Origin of the sequence: Chromobacterium sp. LK11, assembly GCF_001043705.1 — a bacterium.
Lineage (GTDB): Bacteria > Pseudomonadota > Gammaproteobacteria > Burkholderiales > Chromobacteriaceae > Chromobacterium > Chromobacterium alkanivorans.
In genome coordinates, this window is record NZ_LDUR01000004.1 from 39,887 (window position 1) to 64,928 (window position 25,042).

The 25,042-nt window shown below is 64.6% G+C and carries 23 protein-coding genes and 1 tRNA gene; 12 read left to right on the top strand and 12 right to left on the bottom strand.

Annotation, left to right across the window (positions count from 1 at the left end; all coding sequences use genetic code 11):
* Positions 1 to 349: 349 nt before the first annotated feature.
* From VK98_RS02145 to VK98_RS02170, 6 genes are all read right to left on the bottom strand, one after another.
* Entirely contained in the window at positions 350 to 628 is a 279-nt protein-coding gene (locus tag VK98_RS02145; RefSeq protein WP_048412467.1) for a barstar family protein, read from the bottom strand.
* Positions 619 to 1,071, bottom strand: coding sequence for a ribonuclease domain-containing protein (locus VK98_RS02150; protein ID WP_048412468.1), 453 nt, complete (start codon positions 1,069 to 1,071; stop codon positions 619 to 621). The genes VK98_RS02145 and VK98_RS02150 overlap by 10 nt, the downstream gene beginning before the upstream one ends.
* The gene (murI, locus tag VK98_RS02155; protein WP_048412469.1) at positions 1,068 to 1,850 is read right to left on the bottom strand and encodes a glutamate racemase; all 783 of its coding nucleotides are present in this window, start codon (positions 1,848 to 1,850) and stop codon (positions 1,068 to 1,070) included. The genes VK98_RS02150 and murI overlap by 4 nt, the downstream gene beginning before the upstream one ends.
* A gap of 10 nt (positions 1,851 to 1,860) precedes the next feature.
* A complete protein-coding gene (apbC, locus tag VK98_RS02160; RefSeq protein WP_048412470.1) occupies positions 1,861 to 2,952 on the bottom strand; it encodes an iron-sulfur cluster carrier protein ApbC in 1,092 nt (363 codons plus the stop codon).
* Positions 2,953 to 3,105: 153 nt separating this feature from the next.
* Positions 3,106 to 4,443 (bottom strand): CoA-disulfide reductase, encoded by a 1,338-nt coding sequence (locus tag VK98_RS02165; RefSeq protein WP_048412471.1) that lies wholly within the window; start codon positions 4,441 to 4,443, stop codon positions 3,106 to 3,108.
* 165 nt (positions 4,444 to 4,608) lie between these two features.
* Entirely contained in the window at positions 4,609 to 6,003 is a 1,395-nt protein-coding gene (locus tag VK98_RS02170) for an L-cystine transporter (RefSeq protein WP_048412472.1), read from the bottom strand.
* A 583-nt stretch (positions 6,004 to 6,586) separates the two neighbouring features.
* On the opposite strand from VK98_RS02170, the gene VK98_RS02175 reads away from it, so the two are divergent.
* From VK98_RS02175 to VK98_RS02195, 5 genes are all read left to right on the top strand, one after another.
* Complete coding sequence (locus VK98_RS02175; protein ID WP_048412473.1) at positions 6,587 to 7,849, top strand: MFS transporter; 1,263 nt, start codon at positions 6,587 to 6,589, stop codon at positions 7,847 to 7,849.
* Between the two features lie 151 nt (positions 7,850 to 8,000).
* Positions 8,001 to 10,061 carry a methionine--tRNA ligase gene (gene metG / locus VK98_RS02180; RefSeq protein ID WP_048412474.1) on the top strand — a complete coding sequence of 687 codons (2,061 nt, stop codon included), beginning with the start codon at positions 8,001 to 8,003 and terminating at the stop codon, positions 10,059 to 10,061.
* A 255-nt stretch (positions 10,062 to 10,316) separates the two neighbouring features.
* Complete coding sequence (locus VK98_RS02185) at positions 10,317 to 10,502, top strand: hypothetical protein (protein WP_019103612.1); 186 nt, start codon at positions 10,317 to 10,319, stop codon at positions 10,500 to 10,502.
* 173 nt (positions 10,503 to 10,675) lie between these two features.
* Positions 10,676 to 11,302 carry a VC0807 family protein gene (locus VK98_RS02190; protein ID WP_197082936.1) on the top strand — a complete coding sequence of 209 codons (627 nt, stop codon included), beginning with the start codon at positions 10,676 to 10,678 and terminating at the stop codon, positions 11,300 to 11,302.
* Between the two features lie 423 nt (positions 11,303 to 11,725).
* Positions 11,726 to 11,802: transfer RNA gene (locus tag VK98_RS02195), tRNA-Met, on the top strand.
* Between the two features lie 345 nt (positions 11,803 to 12,147).
* Here the strand turns inward: VK98_RS02195 and VK98_RS02200 are convergent.
* On the bottom strand, positions 12,148 to 13,137 hold the full coding sequence (locus VK98_RS02200) for a LysR family transcriptional regulator (protein ID WP_053077180.1): 990 nt from the start codon (positions 13,135 to 13,137) through the stop codon (positions 12,148 to 12,150).
* A gap of 101 nt (positions 13,138 to 13,238) precedes the next feature.
* Between VK98_RS02200 and VK98_RS02205 the strand changes: the two genes are divergently transcribed.
* Genes VK98_RS02205 through VK98_RS02215 form a run of 3 tightly spaced genes read left to right on the top strand, consistent with a single transcriptional unit; the run spans position 13,239 to position 16,981 of the window.
* Positions 13,239 to 14,420 (top strand): M20 aminoacylase family protein, encoded by a 1,182-nt coding sequence (locus tag VK98_RS02205; RefSeq protein WP_156187733.1) that lies wholly within the window; start codon positions 13,239 to 13,241, stop codon positions 14,418 to 14,420.
* 57 nt (positions 14,421 to 14,477) lie between these two features.
* The gene (locus VK98_RS02210; protein WP_048412476.1) at positions 14,478 to 15,653 is read left to right on the top strand and encodes a porin; all 1,176 of its coding nucleotides are present in this window, start codon (positions 14,478 to 14,480) and stop codon (positions 15,651 to 15,653) included.
* Between the two features lie 32 nt (positions 15,654 to 15,685).
* Positions 15,686 to 16,981, top strand: a complete 1,296-nt coding sequence (locus tag VK98_RS02215; protein ID WP_053077181.1) for an MFS transporter — start codon at positions 15,686 to 15,688, stop codon at positions 16,979 to 16,981.
* A 62-nt stretch (positions 16,982 to 17,043) separates the two neighbouring features.
* On the opposite strand, the gene VK98_RS24100 is transcribed toward VK98_RS02215, so the two are convergent.
* Both VK98_RS24100 and VK98_RS24105 read right to left on the bottom strand, forming a co-directional pair.
* A complete protein-coding gene (locus tag VK98_RS24100; RefSeq protein WP_053077182.1) occupies positions 17,044 to 17,283 on the bottom strand; it encodes a hypothetical protein in 240 nt (79 codons plus the stop codon).
* Positions 17,253 to 17,684, bottom strand: coding sequence for an MFS transporter (locus VK98_RS24105; RefSeq protein WP_053077183.1), 432 nt, complete (start codon positions 17,682 to 17,684; stop codon positions 17,253 to 17,255). The genes VK98_RS24100 and VK98_RS24105 overlap by 31 nt, the downstream gene beginning before the upstream one ends.
* A gap of 221 nt (positions 17,685 to 17,905) precedes the next feature.
* Here VK98_RS24105 and VK98_RS02225 point away from each other — a divergent pair, with 221 nt between their 5' ends.
* Entirely contained in the window at positions 17,906 to 18,901 is a 996-nt protein-coding gene (locus VK98_RS02225) for a 2-hydroxyacid dehydrogenase (protein WP_048412477.1), read from the top strand.
* Here the strand turns inward: VK98_RS02225 and yaaA are convergent, their stop codons facing one another.
* Positions 18,902 to 19,675 (bottom strand): peroxide stress protein YaaA, encoded by a 774-nt coding sequence (gene yaaA, locus VK98_RS02230; RefSeq protein WP_048412478.1) that lies wholly within the window; start codon positions 19,673 to 19,675, stop codon positions 18,902 to 18,904.
* Between the two features lie 135 nt (positions 19,676 to 19,810).
* Between yaaA and dtd the strand changes: the two genes are divergently transcribed.
* Together dtd and VK98_RS02240 are read left to right on the top strand one after the other, a co-directional pair.
* On the top strand, positions 19,811 to 20,263 hold the full coding sequence (gene dtd, locus VK98_RS02235; protein WP_048412479.1) for a D-aminoacyl-tRNA deacylase: 453 nt from the start codon (positions 19,811 to 19,813) through the stop codon (positions 20,261 to 20,263).
* Between the two features lie 3 nt (positions 20,264 to 20,266).
* Positions 20,267 to 21,346, top strand: coding sequence for an FUSC family protein (locus tag VK98_RS02240; protein ID WP_053077184.1), 1,080 nt, complete (start codon positions 20,267 to 20,269; stop codon positions 21,344 to 21,346).
* Between the two features lie 51 nt (positions 21,347 to 21,397).
* Here the strand turns inward: VK98_RS02240 and VK98_RS02245 are convergent, their stop codons facing one another.
* Both VK98_RS02245 and gloB read right to left on the bottom strand, forming a co-directional pair.
* Positions 21,398 to 23,209, bottom strand: a complete 1,812-nt coding sequence (locus VK98_RS02245) for a LysM peptidoglycan-binding domain-containing protein (RefSeq protein WP_048412480.1) — start codon at positions 23,207 to 23,209, stop codon at positions 21,398 to 21,400.
* Positions 23,210 to 23,525: 316 nt separating this feature from the next.
* A complete protein-coding gene (gene gloB / locus VK98_RS02250; RefSeq protein ID WP_048412481.1) occupies positions 23,526 to 24,290 on the bottom strand; it encodes a hydroxyacylglutathione hydrolase in 765 nt (254 codons plus the stop codon).
* Between the two features lie 13 nt (positions 24,291 to 24,303).
* Between gloB and VK98_RS02255 the strand changes: the two genes are divergently transcribed.
* Entirely contained in the window at positions 24,304 to 25,029 is a 726-nt protein-coding gene (locus VK98_RS02255; protein ID WP_048412482.1) for a class I SAM-dependent methyltransferase, read from the top strand.
* The last annotated feature ends 13 nt before the right edge of the window (positions 25,030 to 25,042 follow it).

A 25,042-nucleotide genomic window follows, 5' to 3' on the forward strand; every position in this document is an offset into this window, starting at 1 on the left:
GTTCCTACCTGTATTTGAGAGCGTTTTGATAACAACACGGCAAGTTCGTAATGAAACAATGCCGGCGCCAGTCCGGTGGAGGGAGCAGCCGCTTCGTGTGTGTCAAGGTTGCCGATGTAGTGGCCCGCCTACGTTATTGTTGTTTGATTTTATTGGCATTGCTGCCAGTTGTAGGACAGTTATTGACCTATTTAGGGGTGGGATTATAGTGAATTAGCGAACGCTTGTCTTTGTTGTATTTCGAGTCTTGAATTTCGTAGACGAGTGTGTGTTGCGGAAACGAATGATGATGAACTTGCCATCGGGATGAAGGGCCGCCGCGGAGGCCTTGCTGCGGCGGCCCGGCGTTTCAGTGGTGGATGTCCAGCGTGACGTCGCCGCGTTCTTCGGCCACGGTTTCCAGAATTTCCAGGATGGTGGCGTAAAGGTCCGCGCCCAGCGCCTTGCGCGCCTCCTCGGTTTCGCGCCAGACGATCTCGAACGGACCCGGCACGTCCTTGGCCAGGCTGTCGTACAGCGCGTCCAGATTGCGGCCGAAATGGGCCGGCAAGCGCAACTGGCGGCTCAGTTCGTCAAACAGCTGGTCCAGGCTTTTGATGTGGTGCAGTTCGCAAACTTTCACTGGCATGGTGGCACCTCGATGAAGCGGTTGTAGTGGTCCACGGTGACGAAACGCTGGCCGGAACCGGAGAACACGATGCGATAAGCGCCGCGCTTGCCCCCTTTATAGTTCAGGTCGGCTTCCTGCCATTGCCCTTTGGGCAGGCGTTTTTCGTAGTTGCCGAAGCGGTCGCCGCCTATGGACTTGCCGTTGAGGCCGGGCACGCTCCACAGGCTGCGGCCGGGCTGCCAGCCGGCGTTCTTGGCCTGGCGCTTGGTGACGAACTGCGGCGGCAGCTGGCCGGTTTTGCCCAGTTGGCTCAATACCGCGCTCAGCTCGTTCTGATTGAGCCGGTTGCCGGCTTGCTGATTGACCTGGGCGGCCACCAGCGAGCATTGCGGCAGCGCCCAGGCGGCGGGGGCGGCGATCAGGCAGGCCAGCGCCAGCAGGCGCGACAGACGTGGAATCATTGGGTTTGCTCCAGGGGCAGGGACTCAACCGGATAGTCGGCGCCTATCAGCAGCGGCAGAATGCGGCGCATGCCGGCGCTGTCGGCGTCGGTGGTGATGAAGCGGTAGGCCGGTTCGGCGGCGGGCGCGGCCTCCGGCAACAGCGAGACCACGCGCCGGGCGATGGCTTCGGCCGGGTCGTACAAGGCGATGCCGTCGCCGGTCAGTTCGCGGATCAGCGGTTCCAGGAACGGGTAGTGGGTGCAGCCCAGCGCGATGTGGTCGATGTTTTCGTCGAGTAGCGGCCGCACTACGGCGGCCACCAGTTCGCGCGTGCGCGGGCTGTCTAGTTCGCCGGCCTCCACTTGCTCCACCCAGCCCGCGCCCACGCGGCGCAGCACTTCGATGTGGTCGGCGTGGGTGTCCAGCAGTTTGCGCACCCGCTCGCTTTGCAGCGTGGCCTGGGTGGCCAGCACCGCGATGCGGCCGGTGCGGCTCATGGCCGCCGCCGGCTTGATCGCCGGTTCTATGCCCACCAGCGGGATGGATAGCTCGCGGCGCATGGCGGCGATGCCGGCGGTGGTGGCGGTGTTGCAGGCCACCACCAGCAGGGAGGCGCCTTGGTCTTGCAGATAGCGGGCCATCCTGACGCTGCGCGCGGCGATGTCGCTGTGGCTGCGTTGGCCGTAGGGGCAGTAGGCCTGGTCGGCCAGATAGGTGATGCCCCAGCCGGGCAGCGCGGCGCGCACGGCCTTCCATACCGAAAGGCCGCCGAGGCCGGAGTCGAACATCGCGATCATGATGTGTTTATCAGTTGTTCTGGATGACGATCTTGGGGAATTTGCCGGAGAAGTCCTGGGCTTTCTCGCCCACCTTCACCGCCACTTTGCGAGCGATGGCCTTGTACAGCTCCGCCACCTTGCCGTCCGGGTCGGCCGCCACCGTGGGTGTGCCGCCGTCCGCCGCCAGGCGGATGCCCATGTCCAGCGGCAAGGAGCCCAGCACGTCGACGCCGAAGTCCGCCGCCATCCGCGCTGCGCCGCCTTCGCCGAAGATGTGTTCGGCGTGGCCGCAGTTGGAGCAGACGTGGATGGCCATGTTCTCCACCATGCCCAGGATGGGAATGCCCACTTTCTGGAACATGGTGACGCCCTTGCGCGCGTCCAGCAGCGCGATGTCCTGCGGGGTGGTGACGATGACGGCGCCGGTGACCGGCACTTTCTGCGACAGCGTCAGCTGGATGTCGCCGGTGCCCGGCGGCATGTCGATGACCAGATAGTCCAGATTGTCCCAGCGGGTGTCGTTGAGCAGCTGTTGCAGCGCCTGGCTGACCATGGGGCCGCGCCAGACCATGGCCTGGTCCGCGTCCACCAGGTAGCCGATGGACATGGTCTGCACGCCGTGGCTTTCCAGCGGTTTCAGGCTCTTGCCGTCCGGGGTTTCCGGACGCTGGCCCTGCAAGCCCATCATCAGCGGCTGCGAGGGGCCGTAGATGTCGGCGTCCAGGATGCCGACGCGCGCGCCTTCCGCGGACAGCGCCAGCGCCAGATTGGCCGCGGTGGTGGATTTGCCCACCCCGCCCTTGCCGGAGGCGACGGCGATCACGTTCTTGACGCCGGAGAGCAGCGGCACGCCGCGCTGGGCGGAGTGGCTGGTGATCAGGCTGCCCACGCGCACGCTGAGCTTGCGTTGCTCGGCCAGCGGCGCCAGCGCGGCTTCAAAGCGCAGGCGAACCGGTTCGTGCTGGCTGTTGGCCGGATAGGCCAACACCACGTCCAGCGACAGTTCGGCGTCGCTGATCTTGATGTTTTTCACCGCCTTGGCGGCGACGAAGGGTTTGCCGGTGTTGTCGTCGATCAGGCTGGACACGGCTTCCAGCACTTGCGCATCGCTGAGTGACATGCTGTTTTCGGTTCCCGGTGAGGACTGGAAAAGGCGGGTGAGCTTGGAAAGCATGGGGAGGACATCCGTTGAATCTGTGGCTGTCCGGCAGTTTACCCCAACTTGCCCGCGCTGGCATCGGCGCGGGCGGGCAGGGCGTTCCGCCGGCCGGGTTTATTTGACCACGTTGCCGGCGACGTTGAGCACGTCCCAGGTGCGGGCGAAGGGGGGGGCGTAGCAAAAGTCCATCATGCCCAGTTCGCGCGCGCTGACGCCCTTGGCGATGGCCACCGCCAGCGCGTCCAGCCGGTGCACCACGTCGCCGTTGCGGCCTATCATTTGCGCGCCCAGCAGCCGCTGGCTGCCGGTTTCGTAGGTGAGCTTGACGTGGACTTCCGCCTGGCCGGGCACGTAATTGGTGTGGTTCTTGTCCTTGACCAGCACGCTCTTGCAATCGAAGCCGGCCGCGCGCGCTTGCGCGTCGGACAGGCCGGTGCGCGCGGCGTCCAGCGACAGCACCCGCACCGCGGCCGAGCCCAGGGTGCCGGGATAGGCCTGGCGGCCGCCGGCCATGTTCTCGCCCACCAGGCGGCCCAGCTTGTTGGCGCCGGTGGCCAGCGCCACATAGACCGGCTGTCCGGTCAGCTGATGCGGCGCCGCGGCGCAGTCGCCGGCGGCGTAGATGTCCGGCAGACTGGTTTCGCCGTAGGCGTCCACCACGATGGCGCCGTTGCCCAGCCGGGCGAGGCCGGCGTCGGCGGCGAAGGCGGTGTTGGGGCGTATGCCTATGCTCAGCACCACCAGGTCGGCCGGGTATTCGCCGCGCTCGGTGAGCACGCTTTGCACCGCGCCGTCGCCGCGCAGCGCGGTGACGGCCTCGGACAGATGCAGCGCCACGCCGTGTTCGCGCAGCTCCTGTTCCATCAGGCTGGTGATCTCGGCGTCGAAGGCGTCCGGCATCACCCGTTCCGCCAGCTGGATCAGCCGCACCCGCTTGCCCAGGCGCACCATGGCTTCGGCCAATTCCAGGCCGATGAAGCCGGCGCCGATGATGGCTACCTCGCGCACCTCGTCGCGGGCCGCGGCGGCGCGCAGCGCCAGGCCGTCCTCCATCACCCGCAGCGTGTGCACGCCGGGCAAGTCCAGGCCAGGCAGCGGCGGGCGGATTTCGCTGGCGCCGGTGGCGATCATCAATTTGTCGTATGCGGCGTCGAAGACCTCGCCGTCCGCCAGCCGGCGCACCCGCACCCGCTTGGCCGCGGGGTCTATGCTCAGCGCCTGGTGGCCGGTGTGCACGCGGATATCGCGCTTGGCGAAGTCTTCCACGCTGAATTCGGCCATATGGCCGGGCTCGTCGAACTCGCCGCCGACGAAATAGGGCAGGCCGCAAGCGCCGAAGGAGATGATCTCGGACATCTCGTAGACGTCGATTTCGGCTTGCGGCGCGCTGCGGCGCGCCTTGGCCGCCGCGCTCATGCCGGCGGCTTCGCCGCCGATGATGACGATTTTCATAGGGTGTTTCCGTTCGGGGTTTGTGTATGGCCTTGCGTCGACGCGCAATGGATCGTCAGGCGGTCTCTTGGCCGCTTTGATGGAAAAAACCGCCGAGCATGCTTGTTTACAGGCTGTAAATAGGCATTCTCCGGCGGTTTTCAAGGCGGCGTCGCGCGTTGTGGCTTAAGCCATCTCTTCGTCCAGATTGATCTCGCGGTCGCTGTTGAACACTTGCATGTCGGTCTGGCCCAGCAGGCGGCTGGTCACGGTGCCGGCGGTGATGGAGCCGCTGACGTTGAGCGCGGTGCGGCCCATGTCGATCAGCGGCTCGATCGAGATCAGCAGGCCGGCCAGCGCCACCGGGAAGTCCAGCGCGGACAGCACGATCAGCGCGGCGAAGGTGGCGCCGCCGCCAACGCCGGCCACGCCGAAGGAGCTGATGGTGATGATGGCGATCAAGGGCACGATGAAGTGCAGGTCCATCGGGTTGACGCCCACGGTGGGGGCGATCATCACCGCCAGCATGGCCGGATAGATGCCGGCGCAGCCGTTCTGGCCTATGGTGGCGCCGAAGGAGGCGGCGAAGTTGGCGATGCCGTCCGGAATGCCCAGCAGCTTGTTCTGGGTGGCCACGTTCATCGGGATGGAGCCGGCGCTGGTGCGCGAGGTGAAGGCGAAGGTCAGCACCGGGATCACTTTCTTGGTCCAGCGCAGCGGATTGACGCCGGCCAGGCCCACCAGCAGCAGGTGCACGGCGAACATCAGCAGCATCGCGCCGTAGGAGGCCAGCACGAAGTTGATCAGGTTGACGATGTCGGCCCAACTGGAGCCGGACACCACCTTGGTCATCAGCGCGAACACGCCGTAGGGAGTCAGGCGCAGCACCAGGGTCACCATGCGCATCACGATGGCCTGGGCCACGGCGATGAAGTGGCTGAAGCTGGCGAACAGCTCGGGCTTCTTGCGGGCGATGCCGGTGGCGGACAGGCCGACCAGCACCGAGAAGATCACCACCGCGATGGTGGAGGTCTTGCGCGCGCCGGTCATGTCCAGGAAGGGGTTGGCCGGCAGGAAGTCCAGCACCAGCTTGCTGAAGGACAGCTCTTCCACCGTGCTCAGGTTTTTCACCAGCGATTCGCCGCGCGCCACTTCGGCCGCGCCGGCGGTCAGGCCCTCGGCGCTGAGGCCGAACAGATTGGCCATCAGGATGCCGGCGCCGGCGGCGAGCATGGTGGTGAACAAGAGCACGCCCAGCGTGGCGGCGCTGATCTTGCCCAGCGAGGAACCGCCCTCCAGCTTGAGCAGCGCGGCGATGATGGACACCATGATCAGCGGGATCACGATCATCTGCAGCAGCTTCACATAGCCGGAGCCGATGATTTCGCACAGTTCCAGGCAGGCGGCCAGCGCCGGCGAGCCGGGTTGGGCCAGCCATTGCAGCGCGGCGCCGAAGGCGACGCCCAGCGCCAGGCCGGTGAAGACCCGCTTGGTGAAGGAGACGTGAGTGCGTTGCTGCTGCCACAGCAGCGCCAGCAAGGCCAGCGTGACGGCTAGCGTGGCGATGACGGTCAAGGTCATGGGAAACCCCTTAATCTATTGGTTTTGTCGTCAGGTTTCACTGGCCGCCCGGGCCGGCTGGTGCAGGGGGGAGTGTTGGGGCGGCGAGCTGGGCTCAGGGTAGCGACGGCAGGGCGCCGGTTTGTTGAGCGAGGTCAGACGAGCGTGGAATCCTGATAAAAAAAGCTTCATCCAGGCCGGGCGTCGCGTGCGGGAGGCTGCGCGGCCAAGCCGGGGAATGCGGCGAAAAGGCGCGATTTTACCGAGTTTCCCCGGGCTTGACCCATATTAATAAGCATAAGCTTATTGATTGTTTTTCTATCAGCCGCGCCGTCGTCTCGGCCCGCAGCGCTCAGGCGCAGGCGCGAACGGTGCGGCAAGCGTCCGCGCCGGCCGGGGAAGCCCGGCCGCTCCCCTGGTCTGGTAGGGCGAAACGGTTTGGCCGCAAATTGCTGTTTTTATTGTGTTTGTGGCAAAAATTGCTTTGCGCGCCCCCGGTTCTGCAGGTACAATTGCGCCCTTTTTTCGCTTTATTGGCCCTTGTCCGTCCGGCCGCATGGGCAAGCGCGCCGCTTGCCGGTCTCAGAAAGGCTGCATCTCCGTAATGTCCGCTCTACACGCAAAGCTTAGCCGTTCCAATCTATTGTTCCCGCTGGCCCTGGTGCTGTTCGAATTCGCCGTCTACATCTGCAACGACATGGTGCAGCCGGCGATGTTGGCGGTGACCCGGGAATTCCTGGTAGACGCCTCCTGGGTGCCGGCGTCGATGACCGCCTTCCTGCTGGGCGGCGCGCTGCTGTCCTGGCTGACCGGCCCCTTGTCCGACCGCATCGGCCGCCGGCCGGTGCTGCTGTTCGGCGTCGCCTACTTCACCGTGACCTGCCTGGCCACCTATCTGGTCAGCTCCATCGAAGCCTTCATCGCGCTGCGCCTGCTGCAGGGCGTCGGCCTGTGCTTCATCAACGCCGTCGGCTACGCCGCGGTGCAGGAAGCCTTTGAAGAAAAGGCCGCGGTCAAGGTCACCGCGCTGATGGCCAATGTGGCGCTGATCGCGCCCTTGGCCGGCCCGCTGGCCGGCGCCGCCTTGATGGAGCTGGCGCCGTGGCGCACCAGCTTCCTGCTGATCGCCGTTCTGTCCTTCCTGGCCTTGCTGGGCCTGCTGTGGAAAATGCCGGAAACCACCCAGCCCAGCCATGAGAAGCTGCCGCTGGCGCAGATGGGGCGCGATTACCTGAAAGTGTTCGGCAACGGCCGCTTCGTGCTGTCCGCGCTGTGCATTCCGCTGCTGGCGCTGCCGCTGATGGGCTGGATCGCCATGTCGCCGGTGCTGCTGATCAATGATCTGCACATGAGCGCGCTGGAATACGGCCTGATGCAGCTGCCGGTGTTCGGCGGCCTGATCGCCGGCAATCTCGCGCTGGTGCTGGTGGCCGGCCGCTGGCCGTTGGGTCGTTCCGCGCTGATCGGCATGTGGCCCATCGTGATCGGTCTCAGTCTGATGCTGTCCGGCGTGCTGTGGTCCGCGCATCCGCAATACTTCATGGTGGCCGGCATGATGCTGATGGCTTTCGGCGAAGGCCTGGCCTTCGGCGTGCTGTACCGCTTTGCGCTGATGTCCTGCGACGCCGCCGGCAAGGGCACGGTGTCCGCCAGCATGAGCATGCTGTCCATGGCCGGCTACGCGCTGGGTGTGGAACTGTTCCGCATCGCTTACCAGCAAGCCGGCATGCTCGGCTTCGCCTGCCTGTCGCTGGCCTTCTCGCTGGCCTATGTGCAAGTGGCGCGCCGCACCGTGCGCTGGGCGATGCTGGAGCGCGCGCAGCAGGCCGAGGCCAAGCAGCCGGAACTGGCCAATCAGGCGTCCTGAGCCTGAACCCGGCCCCGCTGGCACAGCCCGGCCCGCATGCGCGGCCGGGCTTTGTCTTGGCGGAGCCGGCTTCCCGGCGATCCGTCGTGACCGCCGGGGGCGACTGCCTCTATAATCGATCGTTTCAGATCGCACCTTTGGAACAATCCTAATGACCAAACGCAAGATTCTGGTGACCAGCGCATTGCCTTACGCCAACGCGGGGCTGCATCTGGGTCACATGCTGGAACAGATTCAGACCGACATCTGGGTGCGCTTCCAGAAGATGCGCGGCCACGAATGCTATTACGTCTGCGCCGACGACACCCACGGCGCCCCCATCATGCTGGCGGCGGAAAAGCAGGGCATCACCCCGGAGCAGCTGGTGGACAGCGTGCGCGAACTGCACCTGGCGGATTCCCAGGGCTTCCTGATCGGCCACGACAACTACTACAGCACCAACAGCCCGGAAAACAAGGCGCTGGCGGAGCAGGTCTACCTGGCGCTGAAGGCCGACGACAAGATCGCCTGCCGCACCATCGAGCAACTGTTCGACCCGGAAAAGCAGATGTTCCTGCCGGACCGCTTCGTCAAGGGCGAGTGCCCGAAATGCAGCGCCAAGGATCAGTACGGCGACAACTGTGAAGTCTGCGGCGCCACTTACAACCCCACCGAACTGAAGAACCCGTACTCGGCGGTGTCCGGCGCCAAGCCGGTGCTGAAAACCTCCGAGCACTATTTCTTCCGCCTGGGCGAGTGCGCCGACTTCCTCAAGCAATGGACCGGCGGCAGCAGCGCGCGCGCCGACGGCGCGACCCAGCCGCATTTGCAGCCGGAATCGCTGAACAAGATGAACGAGTGGATCTCCGGCGGCCTGCAGGACTGGGACATCAGCCGCGACGCGCCGTATTTCGGTTTCGAGATCCCGGGCGCGCCGGGCAAGTACTTCTATGTATGGCTGGACGCGCCCATCGGCTACATGGCCAGCTTCAAGAACCTGTGCGATCGCAGCGGCCTGAACTTCGATGAATGGTTCGGCAAGGACAGCCAGACCGAGATGTACCACTTCATCGGCAAGGACATCCTGTACTTCCACGCGCTGTTCTGGCCGGCGATGCTGAACTACTCCGGTCTGCGCGCGCCCACCGGCGTGTTCGCCCACGGCTTCCTGACCGTGGACGGGCAGAAGATGTCCAAGTCGCGCGGCACCTTCATCCAGGCCAAGAGCTATCTGGACTGCGGCCTGAACCCGGAGTGGATGCGCTACTACATCGCCGCCAAGCTCAACGGCCGCATCGAAGACATCGACCTCAACCTGAACGACTTCGTCGCGCGGGTGAACTCCGATCTGGTGGGCAAGTTCGTCAACATCGCCAGCCGCTCCGCCGGCTTCATCGCCAAGCGCTTTGACGGCATGCTGGCCAGCCAGGTCAGCGACGGCGACATCCTCGCCAAGCTGCAGGCCGCCGCCGACGAGCTGGCCGCCGCCTTCGAAGCGCGCGAATACGCCAAGGCGCTGCGCGACGTGATGGCGCTGGCCGACGTGGTCAACGCCTACGTGGACGCCAACAAGCCGTGGGAACTGGCCAAGCAGGAAGGCCAGGACGCGCGTCTGCAGGAAGTCTGCACCGTGCTGATCAACGCCTTCCGCCTGCTCACCATCTACCTGAAGCCGGTGCTGCCCAAGCTGGCCGAGGGCGTGGAAGCCTTCCTCGACGTGGCGCCGCTCGCCTGGAGCGACGCCGCAAACCTGCTGCTGGGCAAGAAGATCAATGCCTACCAGCACCTGATGCAGCGCATCGACCCGGTACTGATCGACAAACTGATAGAAGCGAACAAACAGAATATGCAAGCCACCGCAGACGCGCCGGCAGCCGCTCAATACGAGCCGCTGGCCGAAACCATCAAGATCGACGACTTCGCCAAGCTGGACCTGCGCATCGGCAAGGTGCTGGAGTGCAACTTCGTCGAAGGCTCGGACAAACTGCTGCAGTTCACCGTGGACCTGGGCTTCGAGAAGCGCAACATCTTCTCCGGCATCCGCAAGGCTTACCAGGAACCGGAAAAACTGGTGGGCCGCAATGTGGTGGTGGTGGCCAACCTGGCCGAGCGCAAGATGCGCTTCGGCGTGTCCCAGGGCATGATCGTCTGCGCTTCCGGCCAGGACGACAGCGAAGGCCTGTTCCTGCTGGACGCCGACCAGGGCGCCAAGCCGGGCATGCGCATAGGCTGAGCCGGTAGTTCCTAATCCTGACTGTTCTTTTTGCTAGTTGGGTCCCGCGGCCCCTGCTGTCATATTGGCATGCAGGGGCCGCGTCATTTCGCGGCCCCGAAAGCTTCACCAGGCTGTCATCTGAGGCTGTTACATTGACCGCAAGCCAAATGCGAAACATTCTCGTCCGGCTGGCGGAACTTTTGAAAATATGGTATGTCTCTAGATGAAATGAATTTTGAACAACCCAAAAAAAAGAAAAAGGAATGAACCATCATGAAAATTTCTCAACTGAAACCCGGCTACAAAATCCTTGAGCACAAGGACAGCGGCTCTACCATGCATTACGAAGTGGTCAGCATCCGACAGGTTGGCAAGATGTTCGAAGTGACTTTCAAGTCCGCTTTGGGCTTGGCCAGCGCCTTGTATCCCGCCAACGCCTTCATTCAGGCGGCCGCCTGATGCCTCCCCCCTGCGTTTGTCCATTCCATTGCGCAGATTACCGATGAAGCCCCGCGAAACGCGGGGCTTTGTTTTTGGCCGGTCCTTTCCCTCCCTTGCAAAAAACTCAAGCCAGGCAGTTGACGTTTCGATGCAAATTGTTCATGCTTTTTGCATTTGATGGCGGAGGCGCCGTGCCGCAACGCTCAAAACTGATTCTGGAAATCATCGTCAATTTCCTGTTGCCCTGGCTGTGTTACCGCTATGGCGAGCCGCGCTGGGGCGAAGCCGGCGCGCTGATGTTCTCCGCCTTGCCGCCGGTGTTGTGGAGCGTGGTCGAGCTGGTGCGCTTCCGTCGCGTGGACGCCTTGAGTCTGCTGGTGCTGGCGGGCATAGGCTTGTCCTTGCTGGCCATGTTGTTGGGCGGCGACGCGCGCCTGCTGTTGCTGCGCGAGTCCCTGATCACTGGTTTGATCGGCTGCGGCTTTCTGCTGTCCCTAGCGCTGCGTCGGCCGCTGGTGTTTTATCTGGCGCGGGCGACCTTGGCGCGGGAATCGGCGCAGGGGCGGGAACGGTTCGAACAACTGTGGCGGCTTGACGGTTTCAGGCGCGCCATCCAGCGGATGACGCTGTGGTGGGGCTTGGGTCTGAGCCTGGAGGCCGGCGGGCGCGCTTATCTGGCCTGGACCTGGCCGGTGGAGCGTTTTCTGCTGGTGGCGCCCTTCATCAGCTACGGCGTGATGGGCGGGCTGTGCCTGATGACCTTGCTGTATCGGCGACGGATGCGGCGCGAAGCCGCTGTGGGCGTGGCCGCGCCTTGAAGCGGGCGGGTGGACGAATAAAAAAAAGGGCCGCATAAGCGGCCCTGAAGTTCCGTGATGAACACTTAGGAGGAAAGACACGGCTGCTTGATTTGCGGCTTCGCTGGCAGTCGAAGCCGCAGCGGCAATGTCTTCCAAAATGCACAAAGATCGCGCCCGCATCGGCAGTGCCTGTTGGCAGACAGGCGGCTGACTTCTCGGGCCGCAATCGCTCGGGGAGAACGACTGCGCTGACCTTGAGTTCACTTTAGACGGTCTTTGTTGATCAGGTGTGTGGTAGCAAAGATCAACTGTTAACAAGTATGTATCGTCTTGGCGCGAACTTTCAGCGCGCCGGCAATCTTTTTTGTCAAAACGCTTGACCAAGAAAACGGGGCGGGGTATAGTTCACTCCTCTGCACGAAACACAGCAGACAGATCAGACGCGGGGTGGAGCAGTCTGGTAGCTCGTCGGGCTCATAACCCGAAGGTCGTAGGTTCAAATCCTGCCCCCGCAACCAGTTAAAAAAGCCTGAAGCTAAACAGCTTCGGGCTTTTTTGCGTTGGTTTCCCTTCTTTGTCCGGTAAGACTATCGAGTCGGCTTGTTTTTGACGCTTCTCAGCGTTCAGAAGATGAGTTTCCGCTCCCGCTCCGGAAAGACGTTCCCGCCGCGATATTGTCGCGGCAACTCCCTTCTTGGCCCATGCCGGGCCTCATTTCCTTGAGAGCAGCGGGCGCTTGGCCGCCCAGGGAGTTCGGCCGGATTGGCGCGCTTGGGCGATTTGGAGCTTCGGCGGCAGGGGCGCCGCATCCTGCGGCGTTTGGTGGTTCCGAACCTGGGCTCTTGGGGAGAGGCGTCGCCGACTCATGATATTTTCTTGTCGGCCTGAGCATGAGGCTCCTGAACCGCCTGGGCAAGGAAGGGGGATTCACCTGGCAATCCGTTTTCAATTTTCTCGCCTTGCGGTGCCGCCCTCAAACAAGCAATAAACCATCCCGCGGCTTTGCTCAGGATTGCGCCTTCCCGTACCAGTAGCAGCAAGTTCACATCCGGCGGGCGCACGTCCAATGGCAATTCGACAAAGCGCTGCGCTGCCAGCGTCGATCTCAGGGCCAGATTGGACAGCGGCACCACGGCGTCCAGCATCGTCAGTAAAGCGCAAATCAATACATTCGAGGTGCAGCAAATGATGCGTTCCGGCGGCGGCAATCCCTGCCTGGAAAACATGTCGCAGATGAAGCGCTCATATTGGCCGCTTTGATCCGAGTGCAACCACTCGGCGTCCTGAAGCTGGTGCAGGCTGGCGGCATGCCGCAGCGGGCTGTCCGCGCTGACCACGAAGCCGGATCGCGATTTCAACAGTGATTCCGGTTTGACAAAGGCGCCATCGGGCGGGGCGGCGAAAGCCCCGAGTCCAAAATCCAATTGCCCGTTGCGCAAGCCGTCCAGCAGCTGTTGGCTGTCCAGCTCCAGAAAGTCCACGCGCACCTGCGGCATGGTCTTGCGGAACGCGGCGAACGCCTGCGGCAATATTTCCAAGCCGGCCAACGGGGTCAGGCCGATGCGCAGATTACGCTCGCGGCCGCTGCGCAATTGGCTCATTTCCTGTTGCGCCCGCTCCAATTCGCGTATCACCAGCCGCGCGTATCCCAGCAGCGTTTGGCCGGCGTCAGTCAAAGTCACCCCCCAGGAGTTGCGCAGCAGCAGCGACACGCCTTGCTCCGCCTCCAGCTCGCGCAGAGCTTTGGTAATGGCGGGCTGGGTCACGCACAAAGCCCTTGCCGCCGCATTGATGCTGCCATGATCCGCTACCGCCGCCAGCGCGCGCAGTTGGTGTTGCTTCAGCAAACTCACTCTAATAACTCCTGCTTATGGCTATCAATATTTGTGCTTATTCAGCACAAATAGTTTTGCATATCATGCAGCGACACCTTCCAAACCACGGGGCCCAAACCATGGCAAACCTTCCATTCATCCTCCCAGAAATTCTGCTCAACCTGGATGAGTTCATCGAGCTGCGCCGTCAGATCCATGCTCATCCCGAGCTTGGGTTCGAGGAAAAACGGACCAGCGAGCTGGTGGCCGCCAAGCTTGCCGAGTGGGGGTACGAGGTGCATGCCGGCGTGGGCAGAACCGGAGTGGTGGGGACGTTACGAGTTGGCGATGGCTGCCGCGCGCTCGGCATCCGCGCCGATATGGACGCGCTGCCCATCCAGGAGAACACCGGGCTTCCCTACGCCAGCACCTGCCCTGGAAAGATGCACGCCTGCGGCCACGACGGCCACACGGCCATCCTGTTGGCCGCGGCCAAGTACTTGGCCGAAACCCGCCGCTTCAACGGCACGCTGAACCTGATTTTTCAGCCCGCCGAAGAGGGCCTGGGAGGGGCTCCGGCCATGCTGGAGGACGGCCTGTTCGAACGCTTTCCCTGCGATGCCGTATACGCGTTGCACAACGCGCCCGGGTTGCCCGTTGGATGTTTTGCGTTGAAGGAGGGGGCGATGGCGGCCTCGTCCGACAGCGTGGACATACGCCTCGCCGGGGTGGGGGCGCACGGCGCCATGCCCAGTTTTGGCCGCGACCCCATCGTCGCCGCATCGTCCATCGTCATGGCTCTGCAAACGCTGGTGGCGCGCAACATCCCCGCAACGGAAGCCGGTGTGGTCTCCGTCGGTTCGCTCCATGCCGGCAAGACGTACAACGTGATTCCCGAGCACGCGGAGCTGAAGCTGACCGTGCGCGCGCTTAGCCGCGATGTCCATGCCACGTTGAAACAGCGCTTGCATGAAGTCGTCCAGTTGCAGGCGCAGAGCTTTGGCGTGGCGGCGGAGATCGATTACCGCACCATCTCGCCAGTGCTGGTCAATACGCCGGATGAAACGCGCTTTATGAGCGCGCTGATCCGCGAGCAAACCGGCGCGCAGTGTTTGATCGAACCGCCGCAGGGAATGATGGGCAGCGAGGACTTCGCCTGGATGTTGGAGAAGAAGCCGGGCTGCTACGTGCTGCTGGGCAACGGTACCGAAAGCCGCGGCGGCTGCATGGTTCACAACCCCGGCTACGACTTCAACGACGAGGCGCTGCCGGTGGGCGCCTCGCTGTGGGCACGGTTGACGGAAAACTACCTGCGAGCCTGACGCGCATTGCGATCAAGCCGGCGGCACAGCCGGCATTGCACCACCAAGGAGAAACCGATGCTGCTGCGCCATACCTGGCCGCCTCTGCTGGTGGCCTGTCTGTCCCCATTCGCCTGGGCCGATTCTTTCTTAATGACCCGCCTGCAAGGCCTGCCTCTGTTCAACGGCGCTCTGAAGAACGGCGGCGTTGCCCCGTATGGCACATTGGACCTGGGCGTTAACTACTCGCAGGCCGGCGGCAAAAGCACGTGGCAGATGCAGAGCGGTGGCGAATGGACGTCAAAATTCGGGCTGGCCGGGCGCGAGTTGTTGGGCGGCGGCTGGAGGGCGGAGTTCAACCTGGAGGCCGGCTTTAACGCAAATGACGGCACTCCTCAGGTCGCCGGCGCGCCTTTCAACCGCGAAGCCTGGCTGGGGCTGGAGTCCCCGCAATGGGGGGCGCTGCGGCTGGGGCGTCAGCTCAACGCCGGTCTGCCGCTGTTCGTCGATCCATTCGGCGCCGTCAACACCAACTCGGTCTATAGCTGGGTGGGCATGGGGGCGGTGCAGACGTCTCGTGGCGTCTTGCCCAATGCCGATCTCGGTCCCGGCTCTGCTCAGCTGGACAGCCGGGCGGGAGGCGCCGTCAAGTGGATGTCCCCGCGCGGTCAGGGCTTCAATGTGGAGCTGCTGCAAGCCGCCGAGCCAGGGCGGCGAACACCTGGCAGCCGCGGGGCCATGCTGGCCCATCTGGATGGGCCGCTGTTTCTGGCCGCCAGCCTCAACCAGAGTTGGCAGCCTTTGCCCCAAGCGCTCGGCACGGGCGCGGTGCGCAATGACTTCTATGGCTTGGCCGCGGTTTATGACACGGGCCGGCTGGTGTTGTCCACCTCCCACACCGTGACCATTCCGCGCCGCCAGCAAAACGGCATCGCCCGCGTTTACACGGCCGGGGCCATCGTCGCGGAAAAACGGCATGTCTATCGGCTCTCCATCGTTTATCGCGACACGTCCGGCGCGCGCGATTCGGACGGACGCTCCATCTCCAGCGCCGCCCTCGGCCTGATGCTGGGTTACGACTACATGCTGTCCAAACGAACCGGCCTATATGCCCGCGCCGGTTCCATTCGCAATCTTGGCGGCTCCACCTTGGTCCTGAACAGCCAGCCGCTGCCCACCGACGCCCTTGGCCGGCCGTTGTCGGGGATTGCGCCCGTCAGTGCCGCGATAGGCCTGTATCACAACTATTTCTGACGCAGGCTATAGCTAAAACCGGGAAATACACCATGCACAAGACGCTGACCGCTCCACCTCCCTCCGTCCCGGCCGAACCCGCAGCAAAGTCGTCGCGCCGAACCATCGTCGCCGTATCGCTGGGCAATTGGCTGGAGCTGTACGACTTTACCGTATTCAGCTTTTTCGCTTTGCTGATCGGTAAACTGTATTTTCCTTCCCACAGCGAGTACGGATCGCTGCTGATGGCGCTGGCCACCTTCGGCATTGGCTTCGTCATGCGGCCGCTTGGCAGCGTGGTGATAGGCCGCATCGCCGACCGTTCCGGGCGCAAGCCGGCGTTGACGCTAACGATCTGGCTGATGGTGGCCGGCACCGCTCTGATCGGTCTGGCGCCCACCTACGCCAGTATCGGCGTACTGGCGCCGCTGCTGATCGTCGCGGGCAGATTGCTGCAGGGCTTTGCCGCTGGCGGCGAGGTTGGGGCCGCCACTAGCTACCTGATGGAGTCCGGCGCACGCCATCGCCGTGGCTTCAGGGTGAGCTGGCAGATGGCCACTCAGGGCGGGGCCGTGCTGGCCGGCGCGCTGAGCGGCGCTCTGCTCAGCCACTTCCTCAGTGTTGAGGCGCTAGAGAGTTGGGGCTGGCGCTTGCCCTTCCTGCTGGGGCTTCTGGTGGGGCCGGTGGGGCTGTACATCCGCCGCCACTTGGATGAAACCCACCACGCTGAGCCGTCCGCCCAGCCCCGTCTGGGCGAGCTGGTCTATCGGCACCGAAGCAAGCTGTTGCTGGGCATGATGCTGATCATGGGCGGCACCGCCAATATGTATGTGGTCGGCCACTACCTGCCATCCTACTTGATCAAGGTATTACATCAGCCGCCGGCGTCAGCGCTTCTGGCGGGGTGCGCGGCCGGGCTGCTTCTGTTGCTGGCGTCGCCGCCGGCCGGCATGCTGGCCGATCGCCTGTCCCGGCGCAAGCCCTTGCTGCTGGCGGTCAACTTCTTGTTGGTGTTGCTAGCCCTGCCTTGCTTCATGCTGCTGCATGCTTACCCGGCTCTGCCGGCCGCCCTGGTCTTGGTGCTGGTCTTGGCCGGGCTGCTGGCGCTGGGCAGTCCCGCCGGCTTCTTGCTGATCATGGAAGCCTTTCCCCGCAATGAGCGAGCCACCTGCCTAGCCATCGTCTACGCCTGCGGTGTGACGCTGTTCGGAGGTTTCGCCCAGTTCATCGTGACCTGGTTGATCAGCGTCAGCGGCAGCCCGCTGGTGCCGGCCTGGTACATCATGGCTTGCGGGGCGGCCAGCTTGCTGGCGCTGCTGATCTTCCGTGAAGAGCGGGCAAAGGATTGAGCCAGGCAGGCATGGGCGTTATTGAGGCCTCTCTATGGCCCCGACTCGCTCCAGGCGGGAGGTTATCGGCATGATGATCCAGTTGGCCAGATCGTCATGTCGCGTGGCAGGGAAGAGCCGACGCCGTCGCCGACGAAGATCAGGCGGCGAATCTCGTCCAGGCATTTGTCGTAGACGGCGGATTCGATGCGGCTGACGGTCAGCAGCACCACCAGGCCGGCTGCATCCTCCAGCAGCGGGGCGGCCCGGCGGCCGGCGTGCTCGCCGGCGATCAGCGCCGCGCCGCCCCATTCTCCGCCCACGGCGACGCCTTGCAGCACTCGCAAGGCCACCAGAGTCCGATTCGCTGGTAGGTGGGCAGCAGGCCGATGCAGACGGTGGCCACCCCCATCAGCATCAGGGTGATGACCAGCGATTTCTTCCGGCCCAGCCTGTCTCCCAGGTGCCCGAAGACGATGCCGCCCAAGGGGCGGGCGAAGAAGCCGACGGCAAAGGTGCCCAGGGCGGCCATGCGGCTGAGGAAGGGGTCGCCGGGCGGGAAGAACAGCTGGTCGAACACCAGGGCGGCGGCGGTGCCGTAGATGTAGAAGTCGTACCACTCGATCGTGGTGCCGACAAAGGCGGCCAGGCCGGCGCGCGCCGGCTGGCGGGCGCCGGAGGCGAGCGGCCCGGATTTACTATTACCTGAAATAGTATTTTCCATATTAATAGTCTATCCCCAAGCGAGGGTTGATCATCTTGCCGGCAGGCCAAGTTTATTGCGCACCGCCGGCCTGTCGTCAAATCATCAATATGCATCCGGACTATGGCCGGGATTCATATTTTCCCGGCGCCGTCACCGGCGGCGACGCCAGGGGAGAGGCTGTTGCTGGGCGCCGCGCTGCCTTATAGTGGGTTCATCCATCCGCATCCGGGAGCCGCAGCATGCGCATTGCCGTTTTTGACGCCAAGAATTACGACCGCCACGCGCTGGAGGCCGCCAATCAAAGCCACCGCCATCAATTGCAGTTTTTCGAGCCGCGCTTGAACCTGGACACCGTGAGCCTGGTGCAGGGGGCGGACGCGGTCTGCCCCTTCGTCAACGACAGGCTGGACGCCGCGGTGGTGGCCAAGCTGGCGGCGGCGGGAGTGAAGCTGGTGACCTTGCGCTGCGCTGGCTACAACGGTGTGGACCTGGCGGCCTGCCGCCGGCACGGCATCGCGGTGACCCGGGTGCCGGCCTATTCGCCGCACGCGGTGGCCGAGCACGCCTTCGCCTTATTGCTGGCGGTGGTGCGCCGCATCCACAAGTCCTACACCCGGGTGCGGGAGATGGATTTTTCGCTGGACGGGTTGGTGGGTTTCGATCTGCACGGCAAGACCATGGGGGTGTTGGGCGCCGGCCGCATCGGCCAGGCCACGATGTCCATCGCCCGCGGTTTCGGCATGCGGGTGCTGGCCTATGATCTGTACCCCAAGGCCGAGCTGGCGGCGAGCCTGGGCTGCGAGTTCGTGTCCCTGGACGAGATCTGGCGGCAGGCGGACGTGATCAGCCTGCATCTGCCGCTGACGGCGGAGAGCCGGCACCTGGTCAATCGCGAGACGCTGGCGCGGATGAAGCCGGGCGCGGTGTTGATCAATACCAGCCGCGGCGGCCTGATCGACACCGCCGCCTTGCTGGAGGCGCTGAAGGCCGGGCGCTTGTCCGGCGTGGGCCTGGACGTGTACGAGATGGAAGAGGGCGTGTTTTTCGAAAACTTGTCGGAAAGCGGGCTGCAGGACGATCAGCTGGCGCGGCTGCTGACCTTTCCCAATGTGCTGGTGACTTCGCACCAGGGCTTTTTGACGCGCGAGGCGCTGATGAATATCGCCGACGCCACCTTGGGCAACGCCGGCGCTTTCGAGCGGGGAGAGGCGCTGGTCAACGCCGTCTCGGCCTAGTCAGGGCAGGTCGCGGCGGAACACCCAGTTCAGCTCGCCGGAGGCGGCGGCGTCGAAGGCGTAGCCGGCGCTGTCGAAGTGCTTGAGCTGTTCCGGCTGGCTGACCTGATGCAGCGCGGCCCAGCGCGCCATCATGCCGCGCGCGCGCTTGGCGTAGAAGCTGATGATTTTGTACTGGCCGTTCTTGCGGTCCTGGAACACCGGGGTGATCAGGCTGCCGTTGAGCTTGGCGGGCTTCACCGCCTTGAAGTATTCCTCCGAGGCCAGATTCACCAGCACCGGGTCTTTTCTTTGCTCCAGCACCGCGTTCAGCGCCTGGGTGACGGTGTCGCCCCAGAACTCATACAGGTTCTTGCCGCGCGGGTTGCTCAGCCGGGTGCCCATTTCCAGCCGGTAGGGCTGCATCAGGTCCAGCGGCCGCAGCGCGCCGTAGAGTCCGGACAGGATGCGCAGATGGCTTTGCAGATAGTTCATCTGCCCCGGCTCCAGGCTGGCGGCGTTCAGGCCTTCGTAGACGTCGCCCTTGAACGCCAGCACCGCCTGTTTGGCGTTGGCCGGGCTGAACGGCGCCTGCCAGTCGTGATAGCGGCCCACGTTCAATTGCGCCAGCGCGTCGCTGATGCTCATCAGCTTGCCGATTTCCAGCGGGCTCTTGGCGCGCAGCACCTGGATCAGTTCGGCGCTGTGGTGCAGAAAGTCCGGCTGGGTGTATTGATCGGTGGCGGCGGGGGTGTCGAAGTCCAGCGTCTTGGCTGGAGAGATGACCATCAGCATGAGGCGAATCCTTGTTGAGCAACCGCCATTGTACTGGACTGCGCCGGGCTTGGCCCGTCGTCGTGACCGACGGCGCGCTTGGCTCTAGAATGCAGGCCGGGATTTGAATCTATGATGCTCTGGCAAGGAGAGGACATGCGGGTATTGGTGCAGCGGGTGCGGCAGGCGTCGGTGACGGTGGAAGGGCGCGTGAGCGGGGAGATCGGCCCCGGGCTGCTGCTGCTGGTGGGCATTGAAGAAGAGGACGGGGCGGAGGACATCGCCTGGCTGACGCGCAAGCTCAGCCAGCTGCGCATCTTCAACGACGAGGCCGGGGTGATGAACCGCTCGGTGCTGGACAGCGGCGGCGAGGTGTTGGCGGTCAGCCAGTTCACCCTGTTCGCCAGCACCAGGAAGGGCAACCGGCCGTCGTATTCGCGCGCGGCTCGGCCGGAACGGTCCAGCCCCTTGTTCGATCAGTTTGTCGCCGCGATGGCGCAGACCCTGGGCAAGCCGGTGCCCACCGGGGTGTTCGGCGCGGACATGCAAGTGGCGCTGGTCAACGACGGTCCGGTGACGATCTGGCTGGACAGCAAGACGATGGAGTGAGCGATGGAAGGCAGCCGCTGGCGGTCCTGGCGCATTCTGCTGACGCCGTATTATCTGAATCTGTACGCCCGACAGGCGCATGTGCTGCGGGTGGCCGCGGCGTTTCTGGTCGGGCTGGCCCTGAACCTGTTGTTCGAGATACCGCACGGCAGCTGGATGCTGGTGACCATCCTGATCGTGCTGGGCAGCGTGCCGCACTGGGGCGGGGTGAGGCGCAAGGCCTTGCAACGCATGGGCGGCTCCTTGCTGGGGGCGGCGGCCGGCCTGGTGGCGATGGCCTTGTACCGCCATTCCCCGCTGTCCTGCTACGCGTGGATGACGGCGCTGGTGATGCTCAGCGCCTGGTTCGCGCTGGGCAAGGGCGAGTATCTGGCGCTGCTGGTGGGCTTGACCATGGTGATCGTCGCCGGCCTGGGCAATGAGCCGGTGGAGGCGGCGCTGTGGCGCGGCTTCAATGTGCTGGCCGGCTCCGTGCTGGGCCTGGTGGCCGCCGGCCTGTTTCCGCTGCGGGCGATAGACAGCTGGCGCTTTTTGCTGGCGGACAATCTGCGCGAGGCGGCCACCCTGTACAGCAAGATCGCGAGGCGGAGCGAAGTGGACGCCGGCCTGGCGCTGGAGCGCTTCAACAGCCGCTTGATCCGCATGCGCGCCCTGGTGGCCGCGGCGGTGCAGGAGTCCGGCCTGCCCGGCGCCCGCTTCGACGCCATCCAGCGGCGGCAGCGCGCCTTGTGCAGCCTGCTGGACCGGATGAGCGAGGTGGCCCAGGGCACGCCGGCCTTGAGCGACAGCGCGGAACAGCGCCGCGCCATCGTGCGCACGCTGATGCGCGCCGCCCACGGCATGCGCTTCAATCAACCGGAGATGCTGGCGGAGGCGCTGGACGAGGCGGTGAGCCCGCTGGCGCTGGACAAGCCCTCGTATTGCCACTGGCTGACCGCGGAGTTCAATCTGGTCGCCGAGCATTTGCGCGAGGAGCTGGCGCAGCTGCTGCCCTGCCTGATGCAAGTGCCGCCGCCCAGCCGCGGGGTGCTGCTGATGGTGTGGCACTGGCTGAGCAGCGCCAGCCAGGGGCGCAGCCGCTAGCGCATGAAAAAAGCCAGGGCTCGCCCTGGCTTTTTGCTTGCGTCCACGCGCTTATAGGCCCTGGATGCGCACTTTCTGGCCCGGCTGCAAGCGGGTCAGCTGGCGCGAGTCGTTCCAGCGCTGGATGTCGTTGTGGTTGACGCCGAAGCGGCGGGCGATGCTGAACAAGGTGTCGCCGCGCTGCACCACGTATTCCGCCGGCACGCTGCCGGTGGCGCGCTGGCTGGTCTGCAGGCCGCTGACTTTGAGCAAGGCGTCTTGCTGCGCCTGGCTGGCGCGGCTGTCCGCCAGCAGGGTCACGCCCTTGTCCAGAGTCTTGTTGACGTTCAGCACCTGGCCGACCAGCACGGTGTTGGAGTCCAGCTGATTGGCCGTTTTCAAATCGTCCAGGCCGAGGTTGAAGCGACGGGCGATGCTGTACAGAGTGTCGCCGGCGGCCACGGTGTAGTTGCCGTCGGCGTCGGCCACGGGCAGGGCCGCGGGCGCCGCCGCCACGAGGACGGCTTTGGCCGGAGCCGGCGAGGCTTCCGGCGCGGCCGCCAAAACCGGCGCCGGCTGGGCGGCCGCTTGCGGGGCCGGGGCCTGCGCGACCGGAGCGGTTGGCGGCACGGCCTGGGCCGAGGCCACCATCACCGCCGGCGCCGCGCGCGGCGCGTCCGCCTGCGCCAGCAAGGTGGCGCTGTCGCCGCTTTCCGGCAAGGCGGTGTCGGTGGCGTCCAGCGGACGGATGTCGCGCTGATCCTTGCTCATCGCCACCAGCACCGGCTGGCCGGCCTTGAGCGAGGTGCCGCTCAGATTGTTGGCGCTCATCAGCTGGCCGGCGCTCATGCCGTGCTCGCTGGCGATCAGGCTGACGTTGGAGTCCGCGGGCGGAGTGTAGACCTCCCAGGTCAGCAGCGGCTTGTCCCACTTGGCCAGATTGGCCTGGAATTTGTCTGCCTTGGCCGCCGGGATCAGCATCTGGCGGCCGTTTTTGTGCGCGTACACCGGCAGATTGAACGCCGGGTTCAGCTCTTTGAATTCGTTGATGGACACGCCGGCCAGCTTGGCGGCGATGTCGATGTTCATGTGCTTGCCGGTGGAGACGGCGACGAAGTAGGGCTTGTTGGGGAATTTGTCCAGACGCACGCCGAACTTGGCCGGGTCGTTGAGGATGTTGCGCACCGCCAGCAACTTGGGCGCGTAGTTGCGCGTTTCGTTGGGCATGCGGATGTTTTCGTAGCTGACTTCCTGGCCGCTGGCCTGCAGCCGGGCGATGGCGCGGGAGACGTTGCCCTCGCCCCAGTTGTAGGCGGCCAGCGCGATGTTCCAGTCGCCGAACTGCCCATAGAGGTTTTCCAGGTAGTCCAGCGCGGCGCGGGTGGCTTCGGTCACGTCGCGGCGGCCGTCGTACCACCAGGTTTGCTCCAGGCCGTACTGACGGCCGGTGGCCGGCATGAACTGCCACAGGCCGGAGGCGCCGACATGGGATTTGGCGGTGGGAACGAAGGCGCTTTCCACCAGCGGCAACAGCGCCAGCTCGGTGGGCATGCCGCGGCGCTCCACCTCGTTCATGATGTGAAACAGATATTTTCTACTGCGGTCCAGCGTGCGGCGGAAGTATTCCGGCTTGCTGGCATAAAAGCGTTCCTGGCGGCGCACGATGTCGGCGTTCACTTCCGGCAGTTGGAAGCCTTCGCGAGCGCGTTCCCAGACATTGTCGCCGTTGCGAAGCAGGCTGGAGTTCAGCAGCATCATGTCCAGGCCGGCGGCCAGGCCCTCGTCCACGCCGACGGATTGGCGAAACGCCCCGTCCGCGTGCGCGGCGGAGGCAAATAAAAAAGCAAATGACAGCGAAAGTGCCAACGGGGTGAAGCGATTCATTTGGCGGGCCCGGAATTCTGATTTCGGCTGATGCTAAACAGCCAACATAGGGGTGTCAACCAAAAAACCAAATAACTTCATGTGCTTTGCTGACATATAGGCCATGCAGACTGTCCTGCGCCAGTTATTTTTAACAGCGCCGCTCAGGATTCAGTTCCTTGTCATGGTTTTCGCGCCGCTTTGCGCCCCGCTGCGCGTCGCGACTGAGGACGCGGCGAGCCGTGGATTCGGCGTGCGCGCGCGGCCCATTAGCGTTCCGCTTCTTTCGCTGGCTTTACCTTGTTCCGCCCCGGCTCGCGAGACAGTAAACGCGTTTTCAGAAGCGGTTTTTCCACTCGCGCAGCGCGGAAAAAACTTCCACCGCGTCGTTCAGCGGCTTTCCGCTCCAGTGCGCGGCGGACTGGCGCACCGCCGGCTCGTGCGCGCGCAGGAAGGGGTTGCTGGCGCGCTCCAGGCTGATGGTGGAGGGCAGGGTGGGCAGGTCCTGTTCGCGCAGCTTCAGGTCCCGGCTCATGCGGATGGCCAGCACCGGGTTGCCTGGCTCCACCGTCAGCGCGAAGCGCAGATTGGCCAGGGTGTACTCATGGGCCGGATAGACCTTGGTGGCGTCCGGCAGCGCGGCCAGCTTGGCCAGCGAATCGTGCATTTGCCGCGGCGTGCCCTCGAACAGCCGGCCACAGCCGGCGCCGAACAGGGTGTCGCCGCAGAACAGCGCGTCGTCGATCACGTAGGCCAGGTGGTTCAGCGTGTGGCCCGGAACTTCCAGCACCGCGGCCGCGCCGAAGGAAAGCTCGACGCGGGCCCCGTCCATCACCGGTCGGGAGACCGAGGCGATGTCGGCCGGGCCGTAGACGGCGGCGTCCGGCCAGCGCGCGGACAGCTCGGCCACGCCGCCGATGTGGTCGGCGTGGTGGTGGGTGATCAGGATGGCTTCCAGCCGCAGCCCTTCCCGTTCCAGGAAGGCGGCCGCCGGCGCGGCCTCGCCCGGGTCCACCACCACGGCGCGGCCGCTGTGATGCAAAACCCAGATATAATTGTCACTGAAGGCCCCTACCGGGCTGACGGTGAATTTGGCTGGCATAAGGCTTCTCTCGATGAAGAATTCGTTTAGCGACTGGCTGTGCTCCAGCGAATTGGGATGTTATCTGCTGGAGCGGGAGCAGGCTTATTTCGACCGCGCCGTCGCCGACGTGTTCGGCTTTCATGCGGTGCAGCTGGGTTTGCCGGAAGTCGATTTCCTGCGCGCCAACCGCATTCCCTGGCAGTGCCGCGTTTCGGACTCCGGGCCGGCGCAGATCCGCTGCGCTCCGGAACAACTGCCGTTCGAGAGCCGCAGCCTGGACCTGCTGGTGATGCCGCATGTGCTGGATTTTACCACCGTGCCGCATCAGGTACTGCGCGAAGCCGAGCGCGTGCTGATGCCGGAGGGCCGGCTGATCCTCACCGGCTTCAATCCGGTGTCGCTGTGGGGCGTGCGCCGGCTGATCCAGGGGCGCGAGAACGCGCCGTGGAGCGGCAATTTCCTGTCGCTGGTGCGCATCAAGGACTGGCTGACCCTGCTGGAGCTGGAGCCCGCCAGCGGAGGCTTCATGGGCTACGCGCCGCCGTTCTCCCGCTGCGACTGGGTGCAGCGCTTCCGCTTCATGGAGCGGGCCGGAGACCGCTGGTGGCCGCTGGCCGCCGGCGTGTACGGCATCGAGGCGATCAAGCGTCAGCGCGGCATGCGCTTGATCCTGCCCAACTGGAAGCAGGGCAAGGCCAAGGCCGGCCTGGCGGTGGCCGCCGGCAACGAGCGTCATCACAGCCACCGGGAACCATGAGACAACACAGCAA